23 protein-coding genes and 2 tRNA genes are annotated in these 20,547 nt (G+C 64.0%); 9 read left to right on the top strand and 16 right to left on the bottom strand.

Annotated elements, in window-relative coordinates; translation table 11 throughout:
- Nucleotides 1–84: 84 nt before the first annotated feature.
- A complete protein-coding gene (gene ppx, locus CFE42_RS20890; protein WP_004634233.1) occupies nucleotides 85–1,623 on the top strand; it encodes an exopolyphosphatase in 1,539 nt (512 codons plus the stop codon).
- Between the two features lie 80 nt (nucleotides 1,624–1,703).
- Here the strand turns inward: ppx and CFE42_RS20895 are convergent, their stop codons facing one another.
- From CFE42_RS20895 to CFE42_RS20915, 5 genes are all read right to left on the bottom strand, one after another.
- Nucleotides 1,704–2,537: a GNAT family N-acetyltransferase gene (locus tag CFE42_RS20895; RefSeq protein ID WP_004634231.1), complete on the bottom strand. Its 834-nt coding sequence runs from the start codon at nucleotides 2,535–2,537 to the stop codon at nucleotides 1,704–1,706.
- A gap of 127 nt (nucleotides 2,538–2,664) precedes the next feature.
- Nucleotides 2,665–3,138, bottom strand: a complete 474-nt coding sequence (gene sixA, locus CFE42_RS20900) for a phosphohistidine phosphatase SixA (protein ID WP_004634229.1) — start codon at nucleotides 3,136–3,138, stop codon at nucleotides 2,665–2,667.
- 137 nt (nucleotides 3,139–3,275) lie between these two features.
- A tRNA-Pro gene (locus CFE42_RS20905) sits at nucleotides 3,276–3,352 on the bottom strand.
- A 35-nt stretch (nucleotides 3,353–3,387) separates the two neighbouring features.
- Nucleotides 3,388–4,209 carry a sulfite exporter TauE/SafE family protein gene (locus CFE42_RS20910; RefSeq protein WP_004634226.1) on the bottom strand — a complete coding sequence of 274 codons (822 nt, stop codon included), beginning with the start codon at nucleotides 4,207–4,209 and terminating at the stop codon, nucleotides 3,388–3,390.
- A gap of 2 nt (nucleotides 4,210–4,211) precedes the next feature.
- Nucleotides 4,212–4,577 carry a metalloregulator ArsR/SmtB family transcription factor gene (locus CFE42_RS20915; protein ID WP_037044716.1) on the bottom strand — a complete coding sequence of 122 codons (366 nt, stop codon included), beginning with the start codon at nucleotides 4,575–4,577 and terminating at the stop codon, nucleotides 4,212–4,214.
- Between the two features lie 101 nt (nucleotides 4,578–4,678).
- Between CFE42_RS20915 and CFE42_RS20920 the strand changes: the two genes are divergently transcribed.
- Nucleotides 4,679–5,539, top strand: a complete 861-nt coding sequence (locus CFE42_RS20920; RefSeq protein ID WP_004634223.1) for an MBL fold metallo-hydrolase — start codon at nucleotides 4,679–4,681, stop codon at nucleotides 5,537–5,539.
- A 4-nt stretch (nucleotides 5,540–5,543) separates the two neighbouring features.
- On the opposite strand, the gene CFE42_RS20925 is transcribed toward CFE42_RS20920, so the two are convergent.
- Nucleotides 5,544–6,440 carry a LysR family transcriptional regulator ArgP gene (locus CFE42_RS20925; protein WP_004634221.1) on the bottom strand — a complete coding sequence of 299 codons (897 nt, stop codon included), beginning with the start codon at nucleotides 6,438–6,440 and terminating at the stop codon, nucleotides 5,544–5,546.
- Nucleotides 6,441–6,514: 74 nt separating this feature from the next.
- Between CFE42_RS20925 and CFE42_RS20930 the strand changes: the two genes are divergently transcribed.
- A complete protein-coding gene (locus CFE42_RS20930) occupies nucleotides 6,515–7,156 on the top strand; it encodes a LysE/ArgO family amino acid transporter (protein WP_251471312.1) in 642 nt (213 codons plus the stop codon).
- 30 nt (nucleotides 7,157–7,186) lie between these two features.
- Here CFE42_RS20930 and CFE42_RS20935 read toward each other — a convergent pair whose 3' ends face one another.
- Entirely contained in the window at nucleotides 7,187–7,465 is a 279-nt protein-coding gene (locus CFE42_RS20935) for a hypothetical protein (RefSeq protein WP_238563839.1), read from the bottom strand.
- Between the two features lie 118 nt (nucleotides 7,466–7,583).
- Nucleotides 7,584–8,042 (bottom strand): MerR family transcriptional regulator, encoded by a 459-nt coding sequence (locus CFE42_RS20940; protein ID WP_004634216.1) that lies wholly within the window; start codon nucleotides 8,040–8,042, stop codon nucleotides 7,584–7,586.
- A gap of 88 nt (nucleotides 8,043–8,130) precedes the next feature.
- Between CFE42_RS20940 and CFE42_RS20945 the strand changes: the two genes are divergently transcribed.
- The gene (locus CFE42_RS20945; protein ID WP_004634214.1) at nucleotides 8,131–9,366 is read left to right on the top strand and encodes an NADH:flavin oxidoreductase/NADH oxidase family protein; all 1,236 of its coding nucleotides are present in this window, start codon (nucleotides 8,131–8,133) and stop codon (nucleotides 9,364–9,366) included.
- Nucleotides 9,367–9,455: 89 nt separating this feature from the next.
- On the top strand, nucleotides 9,456–10,289 hold the full coding sequence (locus CFE42_RS20950) for an aldo/keto reductase (RefSeq protein WP_004634213.1): 834 nt from the start codon (nucleotides 9,456–9,458) through the stop codon (nucleotides 10,287–10,289).
- A 4-nt stretch (nucleotides 10,290–10,293) separates the two neighbouring features.
- On the opposite strand, the gene CFE42_RS20955 is transcribed toward CFE42_RS20950, so the two are convergent.
- Entirely contained in the window at nucleotides 10,294–10,713 is a 420-nt protein-coding gene (locus CFE42_RS20955; RefSeq protein ID WP_004634211.1) for a hypothetical protein, read from the bottom strand.
- Nucleotides 10,714–11,281: 568 nt separating this feature from the next.
- Complete coding sequence (locus CFE42_RS20960) at nucleotides 11,282–12,298, bottom strand: 1-aminocyclopropane-1-carboxylate deaminase (RefSeq protein WP_004634209.1); 1,017 nt, start codon at nucleotides 12,296–12,298, stop codon at nucleotides 11,282–11,284.
- Between the two features lie 146 nt (nucleotides 12,299–12,444).
- On the opposite strand from CFE42_RS20960, the gene CFE42_RS20965 reads away from it, so the two are divergent.
- Complete coding sequence (locus tag CFE42_RS20965; protein ID WP_004634206.1) at nucleotides 12,445–12,966, top strand: Lrp/AsnC family transcriptional regulator; 522 nt, start codon at nucleotides 12,445–12,447, stop codon at nucleotides 12,964–12,966.
- Nucleotides 12,967–12,993: 27 nt separating this feature from the next.
- Here CFE42_RS20965 and CFE42_RS20970 read toward each other — a convergent pair whose 3' ends face one another.
- The gene (locus CFE42_RS20970) at nucleotides 12,994–14,472 is read right to left on the bottom strand and encodes an aminotransferase class V-fold PLP-dependent enzyme (RefSeq protein WP_004634205.1); all 1,479 of its coding nucleotides are present in this window, start codon (nucleotides 14,470–14,472) and stop codon (nucleotides 12,994–12,996) included.
- 145 nt (nucleotides 14,473–14,617) lie between these two features.
- Here CFE42_RS20970 and CFE42_RS20975 point away from each other — a divergent pair, with 145 nt between their 5' ends.
- On the top strand, nucleotides 14,618–15,088 hold the full coding sequence (locus CFE42_RS20975) for an Lrp/AsnC family transcriptional regulator (protein WP_004634203.1): 471 nt from the start codon (nucleotides 14,618–14,620) through the stop codon (nucleotides 15,086–15,088).
- A 55-nt stretch (nucleotides 15,089–15,143) separates the two neighbouring features.
- Here CFE42_RS20975 and CFE42_RS20980 read toward each other — a convergent pair whose 3' ends face one another.
- Nucleotides 15,144–16,202 (bottom strand): type VI secretion system ImpA family N-terminal domain-containing protein, encoded by a 1,059-nt coding sequence (locus tag CFE42_RS20980; RefSeq protein WP_004634200.1) that lies wholly within the window; start codon nucleotides 16,200–16,202, stop codon nucleotides 15,144–15,146.
- A 75-nt stretch (nucleotides 16,203–16,277) separates the two neighbouring features.
- Entirely contained in the window at nucleotides 16,278–17,291 is a 1,014-nt protein-coding gene (gene tssG / locus CFE42_RS20985; RefSeq protein ID WP_037044710.1) for a type VI secretion system baseplate subunit TssG, read from the bottom strand.
- A 127-nt stretch (nucleotides 17,292–17,418) separates the two neighbouring features.
- Between tssG and CFE42_RS20990 the strand changes: the two genes are divergently transcribed.
- Entirely contained in the window at nucleotides 17,419–17,997 is a 579-nt protein-coding gene (locus CFE42_RS20990; RefSeq protein ID WP_238563838.1) for an OmpA family protein, read from the top strand.
- A gap of 171 nt (nucleotides 17,998–18,168) precedes the next feature.
- Here the strand turns inward: CFE42_RS20990 and CFE42_RS20995 are convergent.
- Both CFE42_RS20995 and CFE42_RS21000 read right to left on the bottom strand, forming a co-directional pair.
- Nucleotides 18,169–18,245: transfer RNA gene (locus CFE42_RS20995), tRNA-Arg, on the bottom strand.
- A 96-nt stretch (nucleotides 18,246–18,341) separates the two neighbouring features.
- The gene (locus CFE42_RS21000; protein ID WP_004634194.1) at nucleotides 18,342–18,539 is read right to left on the bottom strand and encodes a hypothetical protein; all 198 of its coding nucleotides are present in this window, start codon (nucleotides 18,537–18,539) and stop codon (nucleotides 18,342–18,344) included.
- A gap of 369 nt (nucleotides 18,540–18,908) precedes the next feature.
- On the opposite strand from CFE42_RS21000, the gene CFE42_RS21005 reads away from it, so the two are divergent.
- Nucleotides 18,909–19,112 carry a hypothetical protein gene (locus CFE42_RS21005; RefSeq protein ID WP_004634192.1) on the top strand — a complete coding sequence of 68 codons (204 nt, stop codon included), beginning with the start codon at nucleotides 18,909–18,911 and terminating at the stop codon, nucleotides 19,110–19,112.
- A gap of 17 nt (nucleotides 19,113–19,129) precedes the next feature.
- Here the strand turns inward: CFE42_RS21005 and CFE42_RS21010 are convergent, their stop codons facing one another.
- The gene (locus CFE42_RS21010) at nucleotides 19,130–20,542 is read right to left on the bottom strand and encodes an FAD-binding oxidoreductase (RefSeq protein WP_004634190.1); all 1,413 of its coding nucleotides are present in this window, start codon (nucleotides 20,540–20,542) and stop codon (nucleotides 19,130–19,132) included.
- Between the last annotated feature and the right edge of the window lie 5 nt (nucleotides 20,543–20,547).

Below are 20,547 nucleotides of genomic sequence, written 5' to 3' on the forward strand. Positions count from 1 at the left end.
CACAATAAAGACATATTTTGTTGCGCATTGTTTCGAACGACAATACCCCGCGCCCCTGATTCTGCTCCTCACCCGTTTTCATTCATGAGTCCCACCCCCCGTCTGCTGGCTGCTGTCGACATGGGCTCCAACAGCTTCCGGCTGATGATCGGCCGCGTCGACGAAACCCTTGGTGCCAACGGTGCCAGCAGTACCCAGATCTTCCAGGTCGATGCGCTGCGCGAACCGGTGCGTTTGGCTGCCGGGCTTACGCAAGATAAATACCTGGATCAGCCCGCGCGCCGGCGCGGCGTCGACGCCTTGCGCCGCTTTGGCGATCGCTTGCGTGATTTTTCCCCCGAGCATATCCGGGCCGTGGCCACTAACACCTTGCGCGTGGCCAAGAACGCGCAGGAATTCCTGATCGAGGCGGAAGCCGCGCTAGGGTTTCCCATCGAGGTGATTGCGGGCCGCGAAGAGGCACGCCTGATCTATCTCGGTGCATCGCATGACGCACCGGCGTGCCAGGGCAACCGGCTCGTCGTCGACATCGGCGGCGGCTCCACCGAGTTCATTATCGGCAACGGCTACAAGCCCAAGCTGATGGAGTCGCTGTACATCGGTTGCGTTTCGCACAGCCGGCATTTCTTTCCGAACGGCAACGTTGATGAATACGCGATGAAGCAGGCCGAGCTGGCCGCGCGTCGCGAGATCCAGGTGCTCGTGCAGCAGTACCGCACGGCTGGCTGGACGCAGGCCGTCGGGTCATCGGGGACGGCGCGTGCGCTGGCTGAGCTGATCGAGCTGAACGGCTTCAATGACAAGAGCAACGAACACGGTATTACGCGTGAAGGGCTGGAGCGCCTGAAGCGCGCGCTCGTCAAGTCAGAGAACACCAATCGCCTGAAGCTCAACGGCCTGAAGGCGGACCGGATTCCGGTGCTGCCGGGCGGCCTGTCGATCATGCTGGGCGTGTTTGCGGAACTCGACGTCGACCGTATGGACGTGACCGATGGCGCCTTGCGCCTGGGCGTGCTGTATGACCTGCTCGGCCGTACGCATCATGAAGACATGCGCACGGTGACGATCGAACAGTTCATGCGCCGTTACAACGTCGACCGTGCGCAGGCAAGCCGGGTACGCGATGCGGCGACGGCGCTGTTGTCGCAGTTTCCCGATCCGCCCGATGAGCGCCGCGAAGACAATCTCGCGCTGCTCGGTTGGGCGGCAAACCTGCACGAGATCGGCATGAGCATCTCGCACAGCGGGTACCACAAGCACTCGGCGTACATCGCCAGCCATGCCGATATGCCGGGTTTTTCCAGGACAGACCAAGCGCGCCTGGCAACGCTGCTGCTGGGCCACGCCGGCAAGCTGGGCAAGCTTTCGGGCGGCGGCAAGTTCCTGGATTGGCGGATGCTGTTCAGCCTGCGTCTGGCGTTTGTGCTGTGCCGCAGGCGCGGAGCGATCCAGTTGCCGGGCTTGCGCGTGCGCCATAGCGAGGGCGAACTGAACGAAGGCGGTTTCGAAGTCGAGCTGCCCAAGAACTGGATCGAGCAGAATCCGCTGGTGGAATACAGCCTGACGAAGGAAGCCGATGAGTGGCAGCGCATCGGCCGCCGCTACAAGGTGGTGTACGTGTAAAGCGTCGCGCAGCATCCCAAGCAAAACGGCCCGGAGTGACCCGGGCCGTTTTATTTGATGTGGCGCTGTTCGGAGCGATATCAGCCGCGCAGGAAGTGGCGTGCGTAGCGCGGGTTGATGTCCGACAGGCGCAGCAGCGTGAGGAAGTCGGCGACGTTGAAGTCAGGGTCCCAGGCCGGTGCACCGCAGATGCGTGCGCCCAGGCGCAGATAGCCCTTCACGAGCGCAGGCGGCTCGACTTCGAGATCCTGGTTCAGTTCGTCCACCGGCAGTGCCACGCGCGGGAAGGCGTGATACTCGATCGGTGCGAGCGAGCCATCGTCAACGAAGCTGCGATACAGGCTGGCTGCAAAGTGACCGCCATCGCCCATCGACACGCTTGCGCAGCCCAGCATCGATTCGAAACCGTAGCGCTGCATGTATTCGCCCAGGCCGGCCCACAGCGCCATGATGACGCTGCCCGAGCGGTAGTCGCGGTGCACGCACGAGCGGCCAAGCTCGACCATCTTCGGACGCAAGTGCGCCAAGCGCACGAGGTCGAATTCGGATTCGGAATACAGGCAACCGATCTGCTTGGCGGCGTCCGGGCGCAGCACGCGGTAGGTGCCGACCACGCGGAGCGTCTTCTGGTCGCGCACGATCAGGTGGTCGCACACGGCGTCGAACATGTCGACGTCCAGTTCCGTGTGGGCCGAGGGCAGGCGGGCGCCCATTTCTTCGGCAAACACCTTGTAGCGCAGGCGCTGCGCTTCGGTCACTTCATCCTGATGGCGCGCCCACGAAACGGCCAGAACAGGCTTGTCACGCGCCGGAACAGCGTCGGGCGAGCGAGGAAGGCCCCTCCGAGCGTTGCCCAGGTTCAGGCTCGGCAGTGCGTCGATCAATGGCTGGGTGGGCGTCGGCAGGTCTCGCATTCGTGCATCCCAAAGGTGGATTTCGAAGCGATTCTAGAGACGCTGCGTGACAGATCCGCGACAAAAGCGTGTCAACCGTGACCGTTGCGTGAATTTTGCGTGGCGATGCTGTGACCAACGTGATGTGTCACGCGAGATCGGGGTTCACCACCGCGCGCAGCACGGTCTGTGCTTCGTCTTCACGCATGCGGCGGCAGAGCCACCACACGCCGGCTTTCTTTACGCTCCAGTCCATTTCGGTGCCCGCAATGAGCAGGCTGGCAAGGCGCCCGAGCCACGGCTGATGGCCGACCAGCAGCAGGTTCGTATTCGACGGCCAGTCCAATGCATCGAGGATCGCGCTCACATCTGCGCCAGGCGCGAGCGCGGGCAGCGTCTGGAAATGTTCGGTGAGGGCGCGTGCGGTCTGCTGTGTGCGGACCGCGGGGCTCGCGAGCACGAGCGTGTCTGCCGGCAGGCGAGGGCGCAGCCAATTGGCCATCTTCTCGGCCTGCTTGTGACCGCGCTTGGTGAGTTCTCGCTGGAGATCGGTGTTGCGCTGGATGCGCAAGGATGCTGCCACGTCTTCGGCTTCAGCGTGGCGCCACAGGATGAGGTTCATGGAAAAGGGAGCGGCATTGCATGATGCGGATGCTGTCTTTATAGCATCGTCAGATGACACCATGCGCCGCAATGCGTCGCTCCAAAGCAAAACGGCTTACGTGGTGAACGTAAGCCGTTTTGTTTGCTGCTCAATTCTGGTCGGGGCGGCAGGATTTGAACCCGCGGTCTTCCGGTCCCAAACCGGACGCGTTACCAGACTACGCTACGCCCCGAAGACCGCGATTGTACCGCTTTCGCAACAAGCTGGTCAAATGAGTGTTCGGACAATCATCCCGAGCGCCACGACGCCCGCAAACGCGGCAAATCCTTGCTGGAGCGCCGGCCCTGCAAGATGCCGCGCAAAGCGTCTGCCCACTAGCATGCCGGTCAAGGCGCCGGCGGCAAACGGCAGCGCAATATGCCAATCGACATGCCCGCCGATGGCCGAGGCGACCACACCGCCACCGGACACCAGCGCAATCACCGCCAACGAGGTGGCGACGATGGTTTGCATCGGCAGATCGGTCGCGCGGCGCAATGCGGGCACGATGACAAAGCCGCCGCCCACGCCCAGCAACCCGGATAGGAAGCCTGCGCCCACGCCCGACGCAGCCAATGCGCGCGCGCACGGCAGCGTCCAGACGAGCTTGGCCGTGGTGCTGTCAAGGTGGCAGGGCGGTGCTGTCCGCCTCGGGCGCGGCTCGGTGGACGGTGCTGCGCGCGCTTGCCGGAACATGCGTACCGCCACGTAGGCGAGCACCACTGCAAACAGCAGCGTGAGCGGCGTGTTCGGCACGCGGTGCGCAACCCAGATGCCGAACGGCGAGATCACCACGCCGCACAGCGCCATCAGCCCAGCGGCTTTGTAGCGGACCTTGCGTTCGCGCAAGCCGAGCGTCGCACCCAGCCCGGCGGACAGTCCCACCGCCAGCAGTGCAATGGGCGCAGCTTCCGGCACCGACAGATGCAACCCAAAAATCAGCAGCGGCACCGCGACAATGGCGCCGCCTGCGCCCGTCAGCGCCAGGATCAGGCCAACCACGGAGCCCAGCCCCGCACTGATGATCCAACCCGCTTCCATCGGCGACATGGTCAGCGTCCCGCCATCTTCTTCATGACCTTGCCGCAGTAAAGCTCGGACAGCGTCTGCATGATCTGGATGACCTCGAAGCTGGCGAGCCGGTAGTAGATGTATTTGCCTTCGCGCCGCGTGGCGACAAGGCCCTCGTCGCGCAACACGCCCAATTGCTGCGACAGGCTGGGTTGATGCAGACCGACCAGCGCCTCCAACTCGCTGACATTGCGCTCGCCCTGCGTGAGCTGGCAGAGCAGCAGCAGGCGGTCTTCGTGGGCCATGGCCTTGAGCACGGCACACGCCTGCGACGCAGAGGCGCGCAGCATGGAAATGGCCGCCTCAGGCAGCGGCACAACATCGGGACTGGCAGTGGAATGGCTCATCGGGGCGTGGTGCGAGGGTTTATTCATGCTGTTTGCGCTATTGGCAGACAGAATGTCAGACGATATTCTATAAAAATATAGATTGTTCGGGAAAGTCCACCATGCACGCCCAGATCGAATCCTTCTTCGACCCCGATACCTGCACCATGACCTACGTCGTGCACGCGGGGCCCGGCACGCCCTGTGCCGTGATCGATTCGGTACTCGACTACGACCCCAAATCGGGCCGCACGACGACCCGCTCGGCCGACCGCGTTGCGGCGTTCATCGAAGCGCAGGACTTGCGCATCGAATGGCTACTGGAGACCCACGCGCATGCCGATCACCTGTCGGCCGCACCATATCTGCGTGGGCGTTTCGGCGGGCGTATCGCCATCGGTGAGCGCATTCGCGTCGTGCAGGGCGTGTTCAAGCCGATCTTCAACCTCGAGCCCGCGTTCCAGCTCGATGGCTCCCAGTTTGACCATCTGTTTGCGCCGGACGAGGTGTTCCATATCGGCAATCTGGAAGCAAAGGCACTGGCCGTGCCGGGCCACACGCCGGCAGACATGGCGTATCAGGTGGGCGATGCGGTGTTTGTGGGCGACACGCTGTTCATGCCGGACGTGGGCACCGCGCGCTGCGATTTTCCGGGAGGGAATGCGGGCACGCTGTACCAGTCGATCCGCCGCTTGCTGGATCTGCCGCCGGACACGCGCCTCTACATGTGCCACGACTATCCGCCCGGTGGGCGCGAAGCCGTGTGCCACACAACGGTGGCCGAGCAGCGCCGCGCCAACATCCATGTGCGCGATGGCGTGACCGAGGCCGAGTTCGTGCAGATGCGCACAAAGCGCGATGCCACGCTCGGCATGCCGACGTTGATGCTGCCGGCCATTCAGGTGAACATTCGCGCGGGCATGTTGCCTCCGGCCGAGCCGAACGGCGTGCAGTACCTCAAGATACCTCTGAACGCGCTGTAACGGATCAAGGAGCGAGCAGCGCGGCACGCGCAGCAGTCAGCACTTGGCGGCTGAGTTCATCGAGCAGCGCCGAGGCCGCCCGCGCATGCTGCCAATACAGCGGAACGTCCAACGGCGTATCCGGCACCAGCTCGACCAGCGAGCCGTCTTCAAGATGCTGCGCAATCAGCGCATGCGGATGCAGCCCCCAGCCCATGCCGGCCACGGCCGCGGTCACAAACGCCTGCGATGACGGCAGCAGATGGCGCGGCAGTTCCACATGTCGATGGCACAGGCGCCTGGCCCAGGTGGCCTGCAACGCATCCTTGGTGTTGAACACGAGGCAGGGCGCTTGCGCCAGTTCTCCTGCGCGGACGCCGTCTGCGAAATGTTGCTGTACGAAAGCGGGGCTGGCCGCAGCCAGATAACGCATGGCTCCAAGAGGACGGCTGTTGCACCCTGTGGCCGGCCGCGCGGTGGCGGTAACGGCTGCCAGCACGGCGCCGCTGCGCAGCCATTCACCGGTGTGATCCTGATCATCCACCGCCACCTCCATCAGCACCGGGTGGGCTGCTGCGAATGTGGCGATCGCTGGCGCGAGCCACGTCGCCAGGCTGTCGGCGTTCACGGCAATGGGCAGCGCAACACGCGCCGCGTCCTCTGGCGCCAGCGTCGGCAACGTGCCTTGCAGTTCCTGTTCGAGCAGGCGCACGCGGTCGACGTGCTGGCAAAGCCGCCGGCCGGTCTCGGTGGGGCGGCACGGCTGGTCGCGCACGACCAGCGCGCAGCCGACGCGTTCTTCCAGCAACCGGATGCGCTGCGAAATGGCCGACGGCGTGACATGCAGTGCGCGGGCAGCGCGATCGAAGCTGCCTTCTCGAATGACGGCAGCCAACGCCGCCAGGGCGGAATAATCCAGCACGTGAGTTAGGAAAACTGAATCAGATGAAGAAAAGATAGTTTGTCTTCATTCAATCGGGCCGGCAAGCTGCGCGCATGACGACCTCGATAGCGACTTCCTCTTCCGTCTTCCTGCAGGGCCTGGCCCTGAGCCTGGGCCTGATCGTTGCCATCGGCGCGCAGAACGCGTTCGTGCTACGTCAGGGCCTGCGCCGTGAGCATGTGGGCAGCGTCGTGCTGTTCTGTGCGATGGCCGATGCGGTGCTGATCCTGGCGGGCGTGCTTGGTATGGCGCAGGCCCTGGGCGAGCGGCCCAGTCTCGCGCGATTCCTCGGGTTGGCGGGCGCCGCATTCCTGTTGCTGTATGGCGTGCACGCGCTGCGGCGGGCCCGGCATTCCAACCAGTTACGGGCCGCCGCGGGCGGAGATGGCCTCAGCCGGCGCGCAGCGTTGGCGCAGGCGGCAGCTTTTACGCTGCTCAATCCGCATGTGTATCTGGACACGGTGCTGCTCGTGGGCAGCATTGGCGCGCAGCAAGCCTCGGCATTGCGTGGCTGGTTTGTGGCGGGGGCAGGGTCGGCCAGCCTGTTCTGGTTTGTGTCGCTGGGGTTCGGCGCTCGCTGGCTCGCACCGTGGTTTGCCCGGCCCAAGGCGTGGCAGGTATTGGATGGGTTGATTGGCGTGACGATGCTGGTGCTGTCTGCCTTGCTGCTGCGTCACGCCCTACGCGGATTTTGAGTCGATTCCGTGCCCGCTATGCCAGCGCTGCTAGCACGCCTTGCGCGCGCGGAGCACACCCAGCGCCTTCAACAGCGCATGCCCTTGCAGCGTAATGCGCGGCTCGCTCACGCCGGGGCTTAGGCGTTCGAGCGCAATGAGCTGGAGCGCCAGCAGCGTTTCAACATCCAGCGGATCCAGATCGCGTGGCTGCGGGGCGCCGCTGACCAGAACCAGTGCTTCGCGTTCGCCGGGGCGACGCCGAAGGGCGACATGGTGTGCGCGGTTGCCGGCGTGTTGCGTGAAGGCCGATTGGAGACGGTCTGGCACGTGGTGTTGGACCAGTCCACAGATGGCGAGAGCAAGCGGGCGTGGCCGCACGCGGTGATGATCAACGCCGACACGTTCGAGCGTGTCTCGGAATAGTGTCTCGGACCAGGCTGGCGCCTCAGCCGCGCTTTCGTGCATGGCGCATCTGCGGTTCGGCGGCAGGTTGCGCGAGCGGCCGGAGGTTCATCTTGTCGAACACGCGGCGGGCGCGGTCGGCGCAGTCTTCGCCGTCGGCCTCGTGGTCCACTTCGCGGATGAGCGCAAGCAAGTCGCGCTTGTTTTGCGCCAGGCGCTGCTCAAGCACGCCGATTTCCGCGACCTTGCTGTGCAGCGCCTGCAGAAGTTCTTCGCGTGGCCACGCGCCCTGGTGTCCGGGCAAGAGGGCGCGAATCTCTTCCAGCGAGAACCCCGCGCTTTGCGCGCGCAGGATGATCTGCAGCCGCGTGACGGATTCCGGCGCGTACTCCCGATAGCCATTGGACTGCCGCTCAGCCGGCTGCAACAGGCCGCTGGCTTCATAGAACCGGATGCGCGAGGCGGCCACGCCGCTCAGGCGCGCCAGTTCACCAATCTTCATGTGCGTGCTCCGCAGACTTGACATTCAAGTTGACTTTAGGCTTAGGGTTGAGGTCTCGTCAAATGTCAAATCCCACGCGGATGCCACCATGAAGCTCTTCACGCCCCTCGTTCTGCCCAACGGCGCGGTGATCCCAAATCGCCTTGCCAAAGCCGCCATGGAAGAAAACATGGCCGATGCCGATCACGCACCGTCCGACGCGTTGCTGCGCCTGTATGAGGCGTGGGCGGCAGGTGGCGCGGGCTTGATCCTGACCGGCAACGTGATGATCGACCACCGCGCCATGACCGGCCCGAACGGCGTCGTCCTCGAAGGCGGCGCGCATCTCGAGCGCTTCCGCCGCTGGGCCCAGGTGGCGCGTGCGCACGGCGCGCATGCGTGGGTGCAGATCAACCATCCGGGGCGCCAGATGCCGGCATCGCTCGGGCAGCCGACGCTGGCGCCGTCGGCAGTTCCGCTGGCGCTGGGCGCGCTGTCCAAGCAGTTTCCGGTGCCGCGCGAGATGACCGAGGCGGATATCGGCGAAGTCCAGCAGCGCTTCACGCGCAGCGCGCAACTGGCCGAGCAGAGCGGCTTTACCGGCGTGCAGATCCACGCCGCCCATGGCTATCTGCTGAGCCAGTTTCTGTCGCCCATTTCCAACCGGCGGCAGGATCAGTGGGGCGGCCCGATCGAAAACCGTGCGCGCCTGCTGCTCGATATCGTGCGCAGCGTGCGTGCCGCCGTGTCGCCGCAGTTCGTGGTGGCGGTCAAGCTGAACTCGGCCGATTTCCAGCGCGGCGGCTTCAGCCCTGACGATGCGAAGCAGGTGGTCGAGCTGCTCAACCCGCTGGGCGTCGATCTGGTCGAACTGTCCGGCGGCAGCTATGAAGTGCCTGCCATGCAAGGGCACGCGCGCGACGGCCGCACGCTTGCCCGCGAAGCGTATTTCCTGGAATTTGCGCGCGACATTGCCGCCATCGCACGCATGCCGCTGATGGTCACGGGCGGCATCCGGCGTCGGGCGGTGGCGGAGCAGGTGGTCGACAGCGGTGTCGATATGGTGGGCATTGCGACTGCGCTGTCCATCGATCCAAACCTGCCGCGCGACTGGGCTGGCGGCAAGAACAACGCGCCCGCGCTGCAGCCCATCACGTGGAAGAACAAGGCGCTGGGCGCACTGGCCAACATGGCGGTCGTCAAGTTTCAGCTCAACCGGCTGAGCGAGGGGCGCACGACGGACCCGCGCGTGTCGCCGCTGCGCGCGCTGATTCAGCAGCAACTGGCCGCAGCGTGCCAGTCGCGGCGCTATCGTCGATGGACGGCGCAACGCCAGGCGCGCTAGCGCGTATTTTCTGACCGGACCGGCGCAGCCTTACCGATGCGCCGCGTCTCTTGTAGATTCATGTTTTGCCTCCGATCGGAAAGCACGACATGAAACACGTCACTCTGCCCAACGGCGAACGCGTCCCTGCACTCGGCATGGGCACCTGGAACATGGGCGACGACCGCGCCACGCGCGCCGAAGAAATCGCCACGCTGCGCCTGGGCCTCGACCTGGGTTTGCGCCTGATCGACACCGCCGAGATGTACGGCGAAGGCCTCTCTGAATCGCTGATTGGCGAGGCCATTGCCGGGCGGCGCGATGAAGTCTTTCTGGTGAGCAAGGTCTATCCGCACAACGCCAGCCGGCGCGGTATTGCTGCCGCGTGCGAGCGCAGCCTGCGCCGCCTCGGCACCGACCGGCTCGACCTGTACCTGCTGCACTGGCGCGGCGATGTGCCGTTCGAAGAAACATTGGAAGGCCTGCAGGCCCTGCAGCGCGAGGGCAAGATCCGCCAGTACGGCGTGAGCAATCTCGACCTCTCCGACATGCAGGAATGGTGGGACGTGCCCGGCGGCGATCAGATTGCCGTCAACCAGCTGCTCTACAACCTCAGCCGGCGCGGCATCGAATGGGATGTGTTGCCCTGGCTGCGCGAGCGCCGTGTGCCGGTGATGGCCTATTCGCCCATCGAGCAGGCGCGGCTCGTTCGGCATCCGAAGCTGGTGCGCTTCGCGCAGGCGTGCGGCATGACGCCGGCACAGGTGGCGCTGGCGTGGCTGCTGGCGCGCGACGACATCATCGCGATTCCCAAGACCGGCCATCGTGACCGGCTGCGCGAAAACGTCAGCGCGTTATCGCACACGCTCACGGCTGAGCAGCTTGCGATGCTGGACAGCATCTTCCCGCCGCCCAAGGGGCCGAGCGCGCTGGAGATGCTGTAACCGCTCAGCGCGACTTCGCCAGGTAGCGCGCGTGATCGACGTAGCCCATCAGGTAGACGCGGGCTTTGTCGCGTGTGTCTTTGGTGACGCGGTCGGCTGCCTTGCGCGCGCCGGACGACGACATCGACGCGCTGAGGTGATCGCGGAAACCGTCGTGCATGGTGCGCAGGTCGCCTTCGCAGGCGTCGAGCGCGGAGGCGACCACGGCCTTCGTCTGCGTGGTGCCCGGCACGCCGCTATCGGCCTGGCGCTGGACGCACGCCATGTAGTTGGCACGCAGCGTCTGCCAGCCGTTGTCTGCGCTGGCAGCAGTGGCCGCGGCGGCGGCGCTGGTCGAGTCGACGGGCTGCTGTTGCGGGTGCGAAGCGCAAGCACCGAGCAAGACCAGCAGGACGAGAGACGTACAGGTGAGGGCGTTTTTCATGGCATGGACTGTACTGCACGGCCTCGCTGCTTGCGCTAGGCCAAGTCGACCTCGATGCACGCCGTAACATTTGGAAACGAAAAAGCGGGCTGACGAAACGCCCTGGGCTGAATCCGCCGCACGACCGATTTCACATTTCGCTGCGCCGATGCATCGACCGCGCGCCCGGCCGAGGTTCAGTGCGCCACGCGCCAACGGCAAACCGCGACGTGCGAGGCAAAAAGGTCGGACAGTCGAGCAAAAAGCCCCGTGGGCCGAGCTCTGCTCCTCAAGCGCCGAGCAAAAAGCTCGACACGCGGAGCAAATAGTTCGGCACGCCGAGTAAAAAGCTCGACTCGCCGAGTAAAAAGCTCGACTCGCCGAGTAAAAAGCTCGAGGCGCGGAGCAAAAAGCCTCAAACCTCGAGTTCCGATCTCCGCGCGTCGAGCTAAATGCCTCGTGACTGAGGGTTTCTCAGCGCATCTGGGGCACTCCAGTTCACCGCCGTCGGCCAGCGTCTTCAGTGCGGCGATGACGATGGAGGCGCGCTCCACCTCGAAGAACTCGCGCAACGCCTGGATGCGCCGCATCAACCGTTGCGGAAGATGAAGCTGTACGCGTTGAGTGCCGGCACACCGCCTAAATGTGCGTAGAGCACGCGCGAGCCCGCAGGAAATTCACCGTTGCGCACCATGTTGATCATGCCGTGCATGGATTTCCCCTCGTACACCGGGTCGGTCAGCATGGCTTCCTGGCGCGCGCACAGGCGAATCGCTTCAAGCGTGCCTTCGTTGGGCAGGCCGTATTCCGGGCCGCCATAGCGCGTGTCGAGCACCACGTCCCTTTCGGTGATGTTGCGGCCGAGGTCGACCAGCTCGGCGGTGTGCTGCGCAATGCGGAGAATCTGCGCGCGCGTCTGTTCCGGCTTGGCCGAGGCATCGATGCCGATCACCTTATCGGCCCGGCCATCCGCCGCAAAGCCGACGACCATACCGGCCTGCGTGCTGCCCGTGACCGAGCACACCACGATGTAGTCGAACTTGAAGCCCAGCTCCGCTTCCTGCTGGCGCACTTCCTCAGCAAAGCCCACAAAGCCCAGTCCGCCAAGCGGGTGTTCGGAGCAGCCGGCCGGAATCGGGAAGGGCTTGCCACCGCGCTTGCGCACGTCTTCCATGGCCTGTTCCCAACTGGGCCGGATGCCGATGTCGAAGCCCGCAGAATCGAGGCGCACATCGGCGCCCATGATCCGCGACATCTCGATATTGCCGACGCGGTCGTACACGGCGTCGGAGTAGTTCACCCAGTTTTCCTGCACCAGCACGCACTTGAGACCGAGGTGCGCCGCCACGGCGGCCACCTGGCGCGTCTGGTTCGACTGAATGCCGCCAATGGACACCAGCGTGTCGTACCCGCCTTCCAGCGCTTCCGGGATCAGGTATTCCAGCTTGCGCGTTTTATTGCCGCCGAAGGCCAGGCCGCTGTTGCAGTCTTCGCGCTTGGCAAACAACTCCACCTTGCCGCCCAGGTGCGCGCTCAATCGTTTCAGCGGCTGGATGGGCGTCGGGCCGAACGTCAGGGGATAACGGGGAAATCGCTGCAGGTTCATGAGGGGGGCTCCTTCAGTGCCGCGAATGGCGGGATGTCGGAAACCAATGGTACGCAGAGCGCTACGAAATTAGGTTGCAAAGATCGTCTACTATCCAGAACTTAGCTGATAGTAGATCGGATTAATAATCTCTTTATTTCTTAAAAATGAAAAAGAGCGAAACAAAATTGCAAGAGCGCCCTGACGCGTCGGCGGCTTCTGCGCGCCACGCCTTGGATCGCACTGATCGCGCGATTCTCCGGGCGCTCCAGCGCGATGCGTCTATCTCCAACGTGGCCCTCGCGGCCAAGGTAAACCTCAGCCCGCCGGCCTGCCTGCGCCGCGTGGAACGGCTCAAGGAGCTGGGGCTGATCAAGGGGATTGTTGCGCTGCTCGATCCGCGTGCGCTGGATCTGGGGTCGCTGGTGATGATCGGCGTCGTGCTGGATCGCTCGACGCCGGAATCGTTCACGGCATTTGAGAAAGCGGTGCAGAAGGTGCCCGGTTGCCTGGAATGCCACGTCGTGACAGGCGAATTCGATTACTTCATGCTCGTGCGCACGAAAGACAACGAAGGCTACAACCGGCTCCACGCCGAACAGCTGCTGTATCTGCCGGGCGTGCGGCAGATCCGGACGTTCATGGTGCTCAAGCAGGTGCTGTCGACGACGGAGCTGCCAGTGGCGTAGCGTCGCTTGGCCGGGCGGGGCGGAGGTTCAGCCCTTGCGCTGGTCCATCAGGCGGTTCCAGAGCATGCCGGCCCGGTTGCCGCTCCTGCAATACGCGAGGATGGGCTTGGGCAGCGTATCGACCAATACGCCGAATGCCGCGACGTCTGCATCGCCAATGCCGTTTGGCTCGACAGGCAGGTAGCGCGCTTCCAGGCCGAGTTCGCGGGCGGCAGCGGCAATGACCTCAAAGGAGGGCTGGTCGCTGCTCTCGCCATCTGGGCGGTTGCAGATCACCGAGCGGAAACCTGCATTGCGGATGGCCTTGAGATCCGCCGGCATGATCTGTCGCGAAGCAGTCAACCCACTCGATGCCGTGGCGCGGCATTGCTCGATCGCGCGCTGGAAACAGACAGCGGCAAAATCGACGTCGTGCTCGGTCGCAAAGCGGCCCAGGCTGATCCGCACGGTGCGGCCTGCGGCATCGGCATCCAGGCCGATGGCCGTCAGCACGTGCGACGGCGTGCCTGCGGCGGAGTTGCAAGCGGACGTTGACGACACGGCAAGATCGTCGCCCAGCATCATCGGCATGAAGCCGGGCGCGTTGACCGTCAGGCTCAGGGTGTGGGGAATGCGTCGGGCCACATCGGCGTTGTGCACCACGTCACCGAGGGCCAGCACCGCTGACTTCAGCCGCTGGCTCAGCGCAGCAATGCGGGCGGTCTCGTGCTCCAGTTCTTCCGCTGCCAATTCACACGCAACGCCCATACCGACGATCTGATGCGTCGCCAGCGTGCCCGAGCGCAGACCGCGCTCGTGTCCGCCACCGTGGATTTGCGGGGCAATTTGCGAAGCAATGTCGCGGCGGACATACAGTGCCCCGATCCCCTTGGGGCCATACACCTTGTGGGCGGACATCGAGAGCATGTCGATGCCGAGCGCGCGCACATCGATCGGCGTCTTGCCGAGTGCCTGTGCGGCGTCGACGTGGAACAGCGCGCCGGCTGCATGCACGATCTGCGCGATCGCGCCAACGTCGGTCAGCGTGCCCAGCTCGTTGTTCACCAGCATCAGCGATACGAGACCGGTGTCGGGCGTCATCGCAACGGCCACGGCTTCAGGCGTAATTTCGCCGTCGCGTGTTGGTGTGAGATACGTCACCGAACGGCCGCGCGCCGACAGGTTCGCCATCGTGTCGAGAATGGCCTTGTGTTCGATGCGGCTCGTGATGAGGTGGCGCTTGCCTGTGGCGGCGTCTGCGTAGCCCTTCAGCGCGAGGTTGTTGGATTCGGTGGCGCCCGACGTCCAGATGATCTCGTCGGCATCAGCGCCAATGAGCGCGGCGACTTGCTCGCGCGCTTGCTCGACCTTGTTCCGCGCGACGCGGCCGGTCGCATGTGAACTCGACGCAGGGTTGCCGAAGGCGCCTTCCATGCCAAGGCAGGCGGTCATGGCCGCAATCACGCGTGGGTCGGCCGGCGTGGTGGCTGCGTAGTCGAGGTAGTGGAGGGTGTTGCTGTCGCTCATTTCGTTTCTGTGCTGCGGTGGAGGCAGGGAAAATGATACGGCGGACAGCCCAGAAAAATAATTCAAAGTTTCCTGTGAGTTGCTCGATGTGGCAGAAAATATTCCCTAAAATTAAGAATCTATAGAAGATAATTTTTACACCGAAATGGACGCCATTGACCGCGAACTACTGAGGCTGTTGCAGGCCGATGCGACGCTGCCCATCGCAGAGCTTGCGCAGCGTGTGAACCTCTCGCAAACGCCGTGCTGGAAGCGGGTGCAGCGACTCAAGGACACGGGCGTCATCCGCGCCCAGGTGGCGCTGTGCGACGCACGCAAGCTGGGCGTCGGCACCACGGTATTCGTGGCCGTGCGCACCGATCAACACACCGAGAAATGGGCGCAGCGTTTCACGCAGGTGGTGCGCGATATGCCCGAGGTGGTAGAGGTCTACCGGATGAGCGGCGAGATGGACTATCTGCTGCGTGTGGCGGTGGCGGGCATTGAAGATTACGACCGCGTGTACAAGCACCTCATCAAGTCCGTTCCGCTGTCGGATGTGAGCTCATCGTTTTCGATGGAGCAGATCAAGTATTCGACTGCGCTGCCGGTGCGGGAGGGGGGGCAGGGGGATTGAGGGCTTGGGTGGCGCGCCAAACAGGTGGATGTATCGCGGCTGAACGTGGGGCTCTTCAGAGCTCCCCCGCCCAGCGTTCAACAAGCTCCGCCGGAATCGCCTGAAACACCTCATCAAAGCGCTTGCCGGTCAGTCGTTCGGCTTGCTTGAGCAGAAGCGCCACAGGGCTGCTCGGCTCGTGCGCCTCAAACCAAATCCGGGCGGTTCGAATGTAGGCAAGAGCGGTATTACGGTCCATGGCGGGCTCAGTTGAGGTGCTATCAAGCGGCGTCACTACCGGGCCCTCGATGGTGGTGCCCATCAAGCCTTGTGAGGCGGCCGGCGAGTGTTCCGAGACCGGAAGTGCAATCACAGCAGGTGCTGCCGGTGGTGACGCGTCAGTCACCGTATCCAGCAGGCGCAGCAAGGTTCCCAGGTCAGGGTGGTCGTCTGGAAGGTGATGTCGAGCCCAGGAGTCGACCGATGACGCAAAGGCTTGGGCCTCGTCCAGCGCGGACAGTACCGCGTCGGTTTGGTTGCGCAGTTCGCGGATCTGGCGCTGCACTGCCTCCGGCGCCAACGCATCTGCCGCGCGTGGAATGCTCAATGATCGCTCGACGTCGCGCACTCGCAGGCGCAGTGCGCCGTTGGTTGAGATCACTAGATCCCGCACGTCCTGCATCAGCCCTTGCGGGTCGGCCAAGGCGGCCAGCGCGTTAGCACGCACGGCCGGGTCCGGCTCACCGTCCACCACCACTTGCGGGTAGATGGTCTCCGGCCATGTCTCTAGCAATCGAGACAGAATGCACAGCCCGTCCCGCAACCCGAACGCCTCGTCCAACCGGACCCGGCAGCGCACCAGCGACACTAGGATACGAATATCCCGAGTGCGCTGCAGCAAGCGACGGCAGTCTCGCTCGACTTCCGTCCAGTTGATTGCCTCGGGAGGGCTGACAAAATCACCATACTGAGCATCTTGCTTAGGCGTGACCTTGCTTTGCAGAAGAACCAACTCGGGGTCGTACTCCAGATCGCTCCCGCACGGATGCGCTTCGGAGATGGGCTCCAACAGCTCGGGGAAGATCAGGGCAGGGGGCGCGGGCTGCGCACCTTTGGTTTTCTTGCTGAAGAACATGTGATGGGTAAGCGGCGGCTATTGCGCCGCCGCCATGTGGTCATTTTGATGGCGGAGGGTTGTTGATGGAGCGTCTCAGTGCTTCGCGTACTGCTCCGGCTCAAACACCATGCCCGTAATCGCGCGGCTGCGGTCAGGCTCGCCCAGCCAGGTCGACCAGCCCAGGCGTTCCGAGGAGCCAAGCACGGCTGGCGGAGCGGCGTCAGGAATCACCTGCAACTCAACCTCCCACACGAACTCATAGCCAACGAACGAGCGCACCCACTCGATCAGCACGGGCAAGTCCCGTCCATTGGGCGTGAAGTTCAGATACTGCTGCAGGCCCAATGGCCCAATGACGAGCCGAAACTTGTGCTGTCGATCTGGCACCATCTCGCCTAGCATGGCGCCTTGCCCCATCATGCTGGGCGGGCCCGGGTGCCCCAGCTGAGAAAGCTCATCCGGGTCAACCGCGATCCAGTGCAGCACAAATTCCTCAAGATCCACCGGCACGCCAAAGAAGTGTGCCAGTGTGGCGGCGATGCCGTCGGGGCTGCGCGATTCGCGCACATGGTGAGCGCTGGCGGCCAACCGTGCGTGCGGTGGCAGTGGGCCTCCTGCAATCTCGGCTGCATCGGACCCAGCCAGCCACCCGACATAGCGCGAGAACACCTCGGCATCCGGGCGATCCAGCCCCGCCGTTGACTGTGAATGCGCCCATGCCTGATAGAACTGCGACAGTGCCCGGTGGTGAAACAGGTCTAGGAAATCCGCCGTGGTGCTGTCGCGATGTGCCTCCGTGCGCTCCCGCACAATCTCCGTGAAGTGAAGCGGCAAGGCACCATTCGGCCCCAGCATGCCCAGCCCGAACAACTGGATCTTGAGCTTGCCCTGCACTTGCCGCAGCTGTGCGATCTCGCGCGGCGCAAATGTAAGAGACGCTAGTTGCCCAATCCGGAAATGTTCGTCCTGCGGTCGGCTTGCTTGCCCAATCGGCGGTAGATCCGGGCGATGCGCCGCGAGTTGACGTAGTACGCCCAAGAAACTCAGTCGCCACGGCGCGTGTTGCGCGTACGAGATTGCATCTGGCGGAGGCGCGCCACAGGACATCTCCGATGAACGTTGGATACCGGAGTGCCCGGGGCCCGTCAACAAACCTCCACCCGAAGTGCTACTCCTGCGAGAAGCGCCTCCGGAACGGTCTTGGCTGCCCATCGTTGTCGTTACCGGGCTCATCGTGATTGGGATCGTACTGGGCCTGACTTTCATGCTCCGCCGCCAGCACCAAGGCAATCAAGCGCTGGTTGCGAAGGTGGAGGCACTGTCCGCGCAATTAGCCAAGCAGCGTGAGTCGTTGTCGGAACGCATTGCGCGCGCGCTGGCTCCCGAAGCCGGGGCGGCCCCGGTCGGCATCAGCACAAAAGACGATCGAATCTATATCTCCTTCAATAGCGACGAAGGTTTCGCCTCCGGCCGAGCAGACCTTATGCTGATGCTCGCGCGCCAACTCGACCGGCTCGCCACCGTGCTTGCCGACACGCGTGGCAAGGTGACCGTCCTCGGGCACACCGATGATACCCCCGGACCGCGCGATCGCATGGAGTCGAACCTCGCGCTGTCGACCGCACGCGCCACGGCGGTCGCGCGACATCTTCAAGAGCGCGGGATCGCTTCGGATCGCTTGTCCATCATTGGTCGTGGCGTGAAAGATCCCGTTGGAGACAACCGCACCGCCGCGGGCAGGGCGTTGAACCGACGCGTGGAGATCATTCTTGAAAGCGTGCCAACTTCGCAGCCAACAAGCCCTCAGCAATAGGGGGGGCACGAGGCTAATCTGTGTGGCGAGTGGTGGGGGAAAAGTGGCGTTGAGGGTCAGTCGAGATTGTGGGATACGTGCCAAGGATAAGATCTGAGCAGACTTTCCCGTGCTCACTCGTTCAACCGTCGTGGTGACGCTCAACGTAAGTGCTTGATCCATAAGGATCTTTGGCCTGCCCAGAGGGATTCGAACCCCCGACCGTCGGCTTAGAAGGCCGATGCTCTATCCAACTGAGCTATGGGCAGATATGCAGATGTGCAGGCTGCCCAGGCATACCAAAAACGCGCGGCCTCCGGGTGCCTGGGAGGCCGCGATTCTAACAGATGGGATGTTGCGCAGCGCTAGTGCTGGGGCGGGATTTCCGGCGGTAGCTCGCCGGGTGGCAGTTCGATTGGGGGCATTTGGGGTTCGGGGTCATGCACTGGGTCATGCGCCGGTTCGTCGGGGGGCGGCATTTCCGGTGGCGGGTGCGGGGGCTGTTCGGGCGGTTGCGGCGGCGTGATGCGGGCGCGCTTGGTCAGATCGGGCGAAGCTGGCATGGGCTGCCTCCGTATGTGAGTCGAATTCCGGGTTTGCCCTGACCTGTCCCGCAAGCGTCGTTCCTGCGCATCATCCGAAAGGACACATACCCAAAATGCGTACCCCCCAATTGGGGGGATTTTTGATACATTTCGTGGCGTCGGGTAGTGCCACACAACAATAACGTCCCATTCGAAATTCCGCGCAATGACGCGGATCATCGTGCCTACGCACGCCAAACGGGCGTGACGAAGCCTTTTCGGTTCCGACCAGACGGGAAATCAGGGAGTCTTGTTTGGGCAGCCATGGAGCGATCCATGAGGCTGCTGTGTTTCGCCATGGCTGCAGGGGGCCGGGCGAGGCGCTAGCCATGGGGCAGGGAGGAAACAATGAGCACGCGTCATGCACGACGCCCGGCAGGGTCGTCACGCACCACTTACATCCGTAGCGCCCAGAGTGGGCGCATCGGCGATCGTTCCAGCCCGAGCGATCATCGTCTGCCGCCCAGCGGCGTACCGCGCATGCTGTTGTGGCTGCTGGCCGCGACAGTCCTCTTCGCGGTGGCGAACTACACGCTGAAGCTGTTCGGCTGAAGCAAGGCCGGATCGCCTTACAACACCTTCCCTGGATTCATCAGGCCGCGCGGGTCCAGCGCCTGCTTGATCGCGCGCATGGCGGCCAGTTCAACGGGGCTCTTGTAGCGCGCGTTGTCTTCGCGCTTGAGCTGGCCGATGCCGTGTTCGGCTGAGATGGAGCCGCCGTGCGCATGCACGCTGTCGTGCACGATGCGGTTGATGCCGTCCTGGTTGGCCAGGAAAGCATCGTGCGCATGGCCTTCCGGCGGCGACACGTTGTAGTGCAGATTGCCATCGCCAAGATGGCCGAACGTCACCATGCGGATGTTGGGGTAGGCCGCGGCCAGCGCGCGGTCGGTCACGTCAATGAAGTCGGCAATGCGCGAAATGGGCACGCCAATATCGTGCTTGATGTTCTTGCCTTCATCGGCCTGCGCCAGCGGAATGTGCTCGCGCAGGTTCCAGAAGTCGCGCGACTGGGCCACTGATTCCGCCACCGCCGCATTGTCGATCACGCCGCGAGCGAGCGCGTCTTCCATGAGCGATTCGAACAGCGCGCGCGCGTGGTCTTCGCTTTCCAGATCGGACAATTCCAGCAGCACGTATTGCGGATACGCCTGCGTGAACGGCACGCGCAACTGCGGGTAATGCTTGCGCACGAGGTCCAGGCAAAACGCCGACATCAGCTCGAAGCCCGTCAGCAGCGTTCCTGCATGGCCTTGCGCCAGCGATAGAAACGCCAGCGCCTGACGCGGCGATTGCAGGGCCGCCAGCGCAGTCACCTTGGCGCGCGGTTGCGGAAACAGCTTCAGCATCGCCCCAGTGATGATGCCGAGCGTGCCTTCCGCGCCGATCAGCAGGTCGCGCAGGTCGTAGCCCGTGTTGTCCTTGCGCAGCCCGCGCAGGCCATTCCACAGTGCGCCGTTAGGCAAGACTGCTTCGATGCCTAGACACAGCTCGCGCGCATTGCCGTAGCGCAGGACGGCGGTGCCGCCGGCGTTGGTTGCAAGGTTGCCGCCGATCGTGCAACTGCCTTCTGCAGCAAGGCTCAGCGGGAAGATGCGGTCCGCATCGGCGGCGGCCTGCTGCACGTTGGCCAGGATGCAGCCGGCATCCACGGTGATGGTGTTGTTGATCGGGTCGACGGCGCGCACGCGCTGCATGCGCTGCAACGAGATCACCACCGCGTTGCCTTCCATGTCGGGCGTGGCGCCGCCGCACAGGCCGGTGTTGCCGCCTTGTGGGACGACCGGCACGCCATGTTCGCCGCACAGACGCACGAGCGTAGCCACCTCTTCAGCGCTGGCGGGGCGCAATACTGCGCGTGCGCGGCCCGAGAAACGCTTGCGCCAATCGGTGAGGTAGGGCGCCTGGTCTTCCGGCGCGGTCAGGACGTGCGTTGCACCGATAGCTTCAACGCAGGCTTGAAGAAAGGCATTGTGAATCATGGCGG

This window comes from Ralstonia sp. PBBBR1, assembly GCF_002256165.1.
Lineage (GTDB): Bacteria > Pseudomonadota > Gammaproteobacteria > Burkholderiales > Burkholderiaceae > Ralstonia > Ralstonia thomasii.

Bases quoted from the DNA above. Each gene is read 5' to 3' on its own strand.
- CFE42_RS20950 (WP_004634213.1), top strand. From the start codon at position 9,456: ATGAAACACGTCACTCTGCCCAACGGCGAACGCGTCCCTGCACTCGGC.
- sixA (WP_004634229.1), bottom strand. From the start codon at position 3,138: ATGAACCTCATCCTGTGGCGCCACGCTGAAGCCGAAGACGTGGCAGCA.
- CFE42_RS20930 (WP_251471312.1), top strand. From the start codon at position 6,515: ATGACGACCTCGATAGCGACTTCCTCTTCCGTCTTCCTGCAGGGCCTG.
- CFE42_RS20970 (WP_004634205.1), bottom strand. From the start codon at position 14,472: ATGAGCGACAGCAACACCCTCCACTACCTCGACTACGCAGCCACCACG.
- CFE42_RS20920 (WP_004634223.1), top strand. From the start codon at position 4,679: ATGCACGCCCAGATCGAATCCTTCTTCGACCCCGATACCTGCACCATG.
- CFE42_RS20975 (WP_004634203.1), top strand. From the start codon at position 14,618: ATGGACGCCATTGACCGCGAACTACTGAGGCTGTTGCAGGCCGATGCG.
- ppx (WP_004634233.1), top strand. From the start codon at position 85: ATGAGTCCCACCCCCCGTCTGCTGGCTGCTGTCGACATGGGCTCCAAC.
- CFE42_RS20980 (WP_004634200.1), bottom strand. From the start codon at position 16,202: ATGTTCTTCAGCAAGAAAACCAAAGGTGCGCAGCCCGCGCCCCCTGCC.
- tssG (WP_037044710.1), bottom strand. From the start codon at position 17,291: ATGTCCTGTGGCGCGCCTCCGCCAGATGCAATCTCGTACGCGCAACAC.
- CFE42_RS20940 (WP_004634216.1), bottom strand. From the start codon at position 8,042: ATGAAGATTGGTGAACTGGCGCGCCTGAGCGGCGTGGCCGCCTCGCGC.
- CFE42_RS21010 (WP_004634190.1), bottom strand. From the start codon at position 20,542: ATGATTCACAATGCCTTTCTTCAAGCCTGCGTTGAAGCTATCGGTGCA.
- CFE42_RS20910 (WP_004634226.1), bottom strand. From the start codon at position 4,209: ATGTCGCCGATGGAAGCGGGTTGGATCATCAGTGCGGGGCTGGGCTCC.
- CFE42_RS21000 (WP_004634194.1), bottom strand. From the start codon at position 18,539: ATGCCAGCTTCGCCCGATCTGACCAAGCGCGCCCGCATCACGCCGCCG.
- CFE42_RS21005 (WP_004634192.1), top strand. From the start codon at position 18,909: ATGAGCACGCGTCATGCACGACGCCCGGCAGGGTCGTCACGCACCACT.
- CFE42_RS20915 (WP_037044716.1), bottom strand. From the start codon at position 4,577: ATGAGCCATTCCACTGCCAGTCCCGATGTTGTGCCGCTGCCTGAGGCG.
- CFE42_RS20960 (WP_004634209.1), bottom strand. From the start codon at position 12,298: ATGAACCTGCAGCGATTTCCCCGTTATCCCCTGACGTTCGGCCCGACG.
- CFE42_RS20895 (WP_004634231.1), bottom strand. From the start codon at position 2,537: ATGCGAGACCTGCCGACGCCCACCCAGCCATTGATCGACGCACTGCCG.
- CFE42_RS20945 (WP_004634214.1), top strand. From the start codon at position 8,131: ATGAAGCTCTTCACGCCCCTCGTTCTGCCCAACGGCGCGGTGATCCCA.
- CFE42_RS20965 (WP_004634206.1), top strand. From the start codon at position 12,445: ATGAAAAAGAGCGAAACAAAATTGCAAGAGCGCCCTGACGCGTCGGCG.
- CFE42_RS20955 (WP_004634211.1), bottom strand. From the start codon at position 10,713: ATGAAAAACGCCCTCACCTGTACGTCTCTCGTCCTGCTGGTCTTGCTC.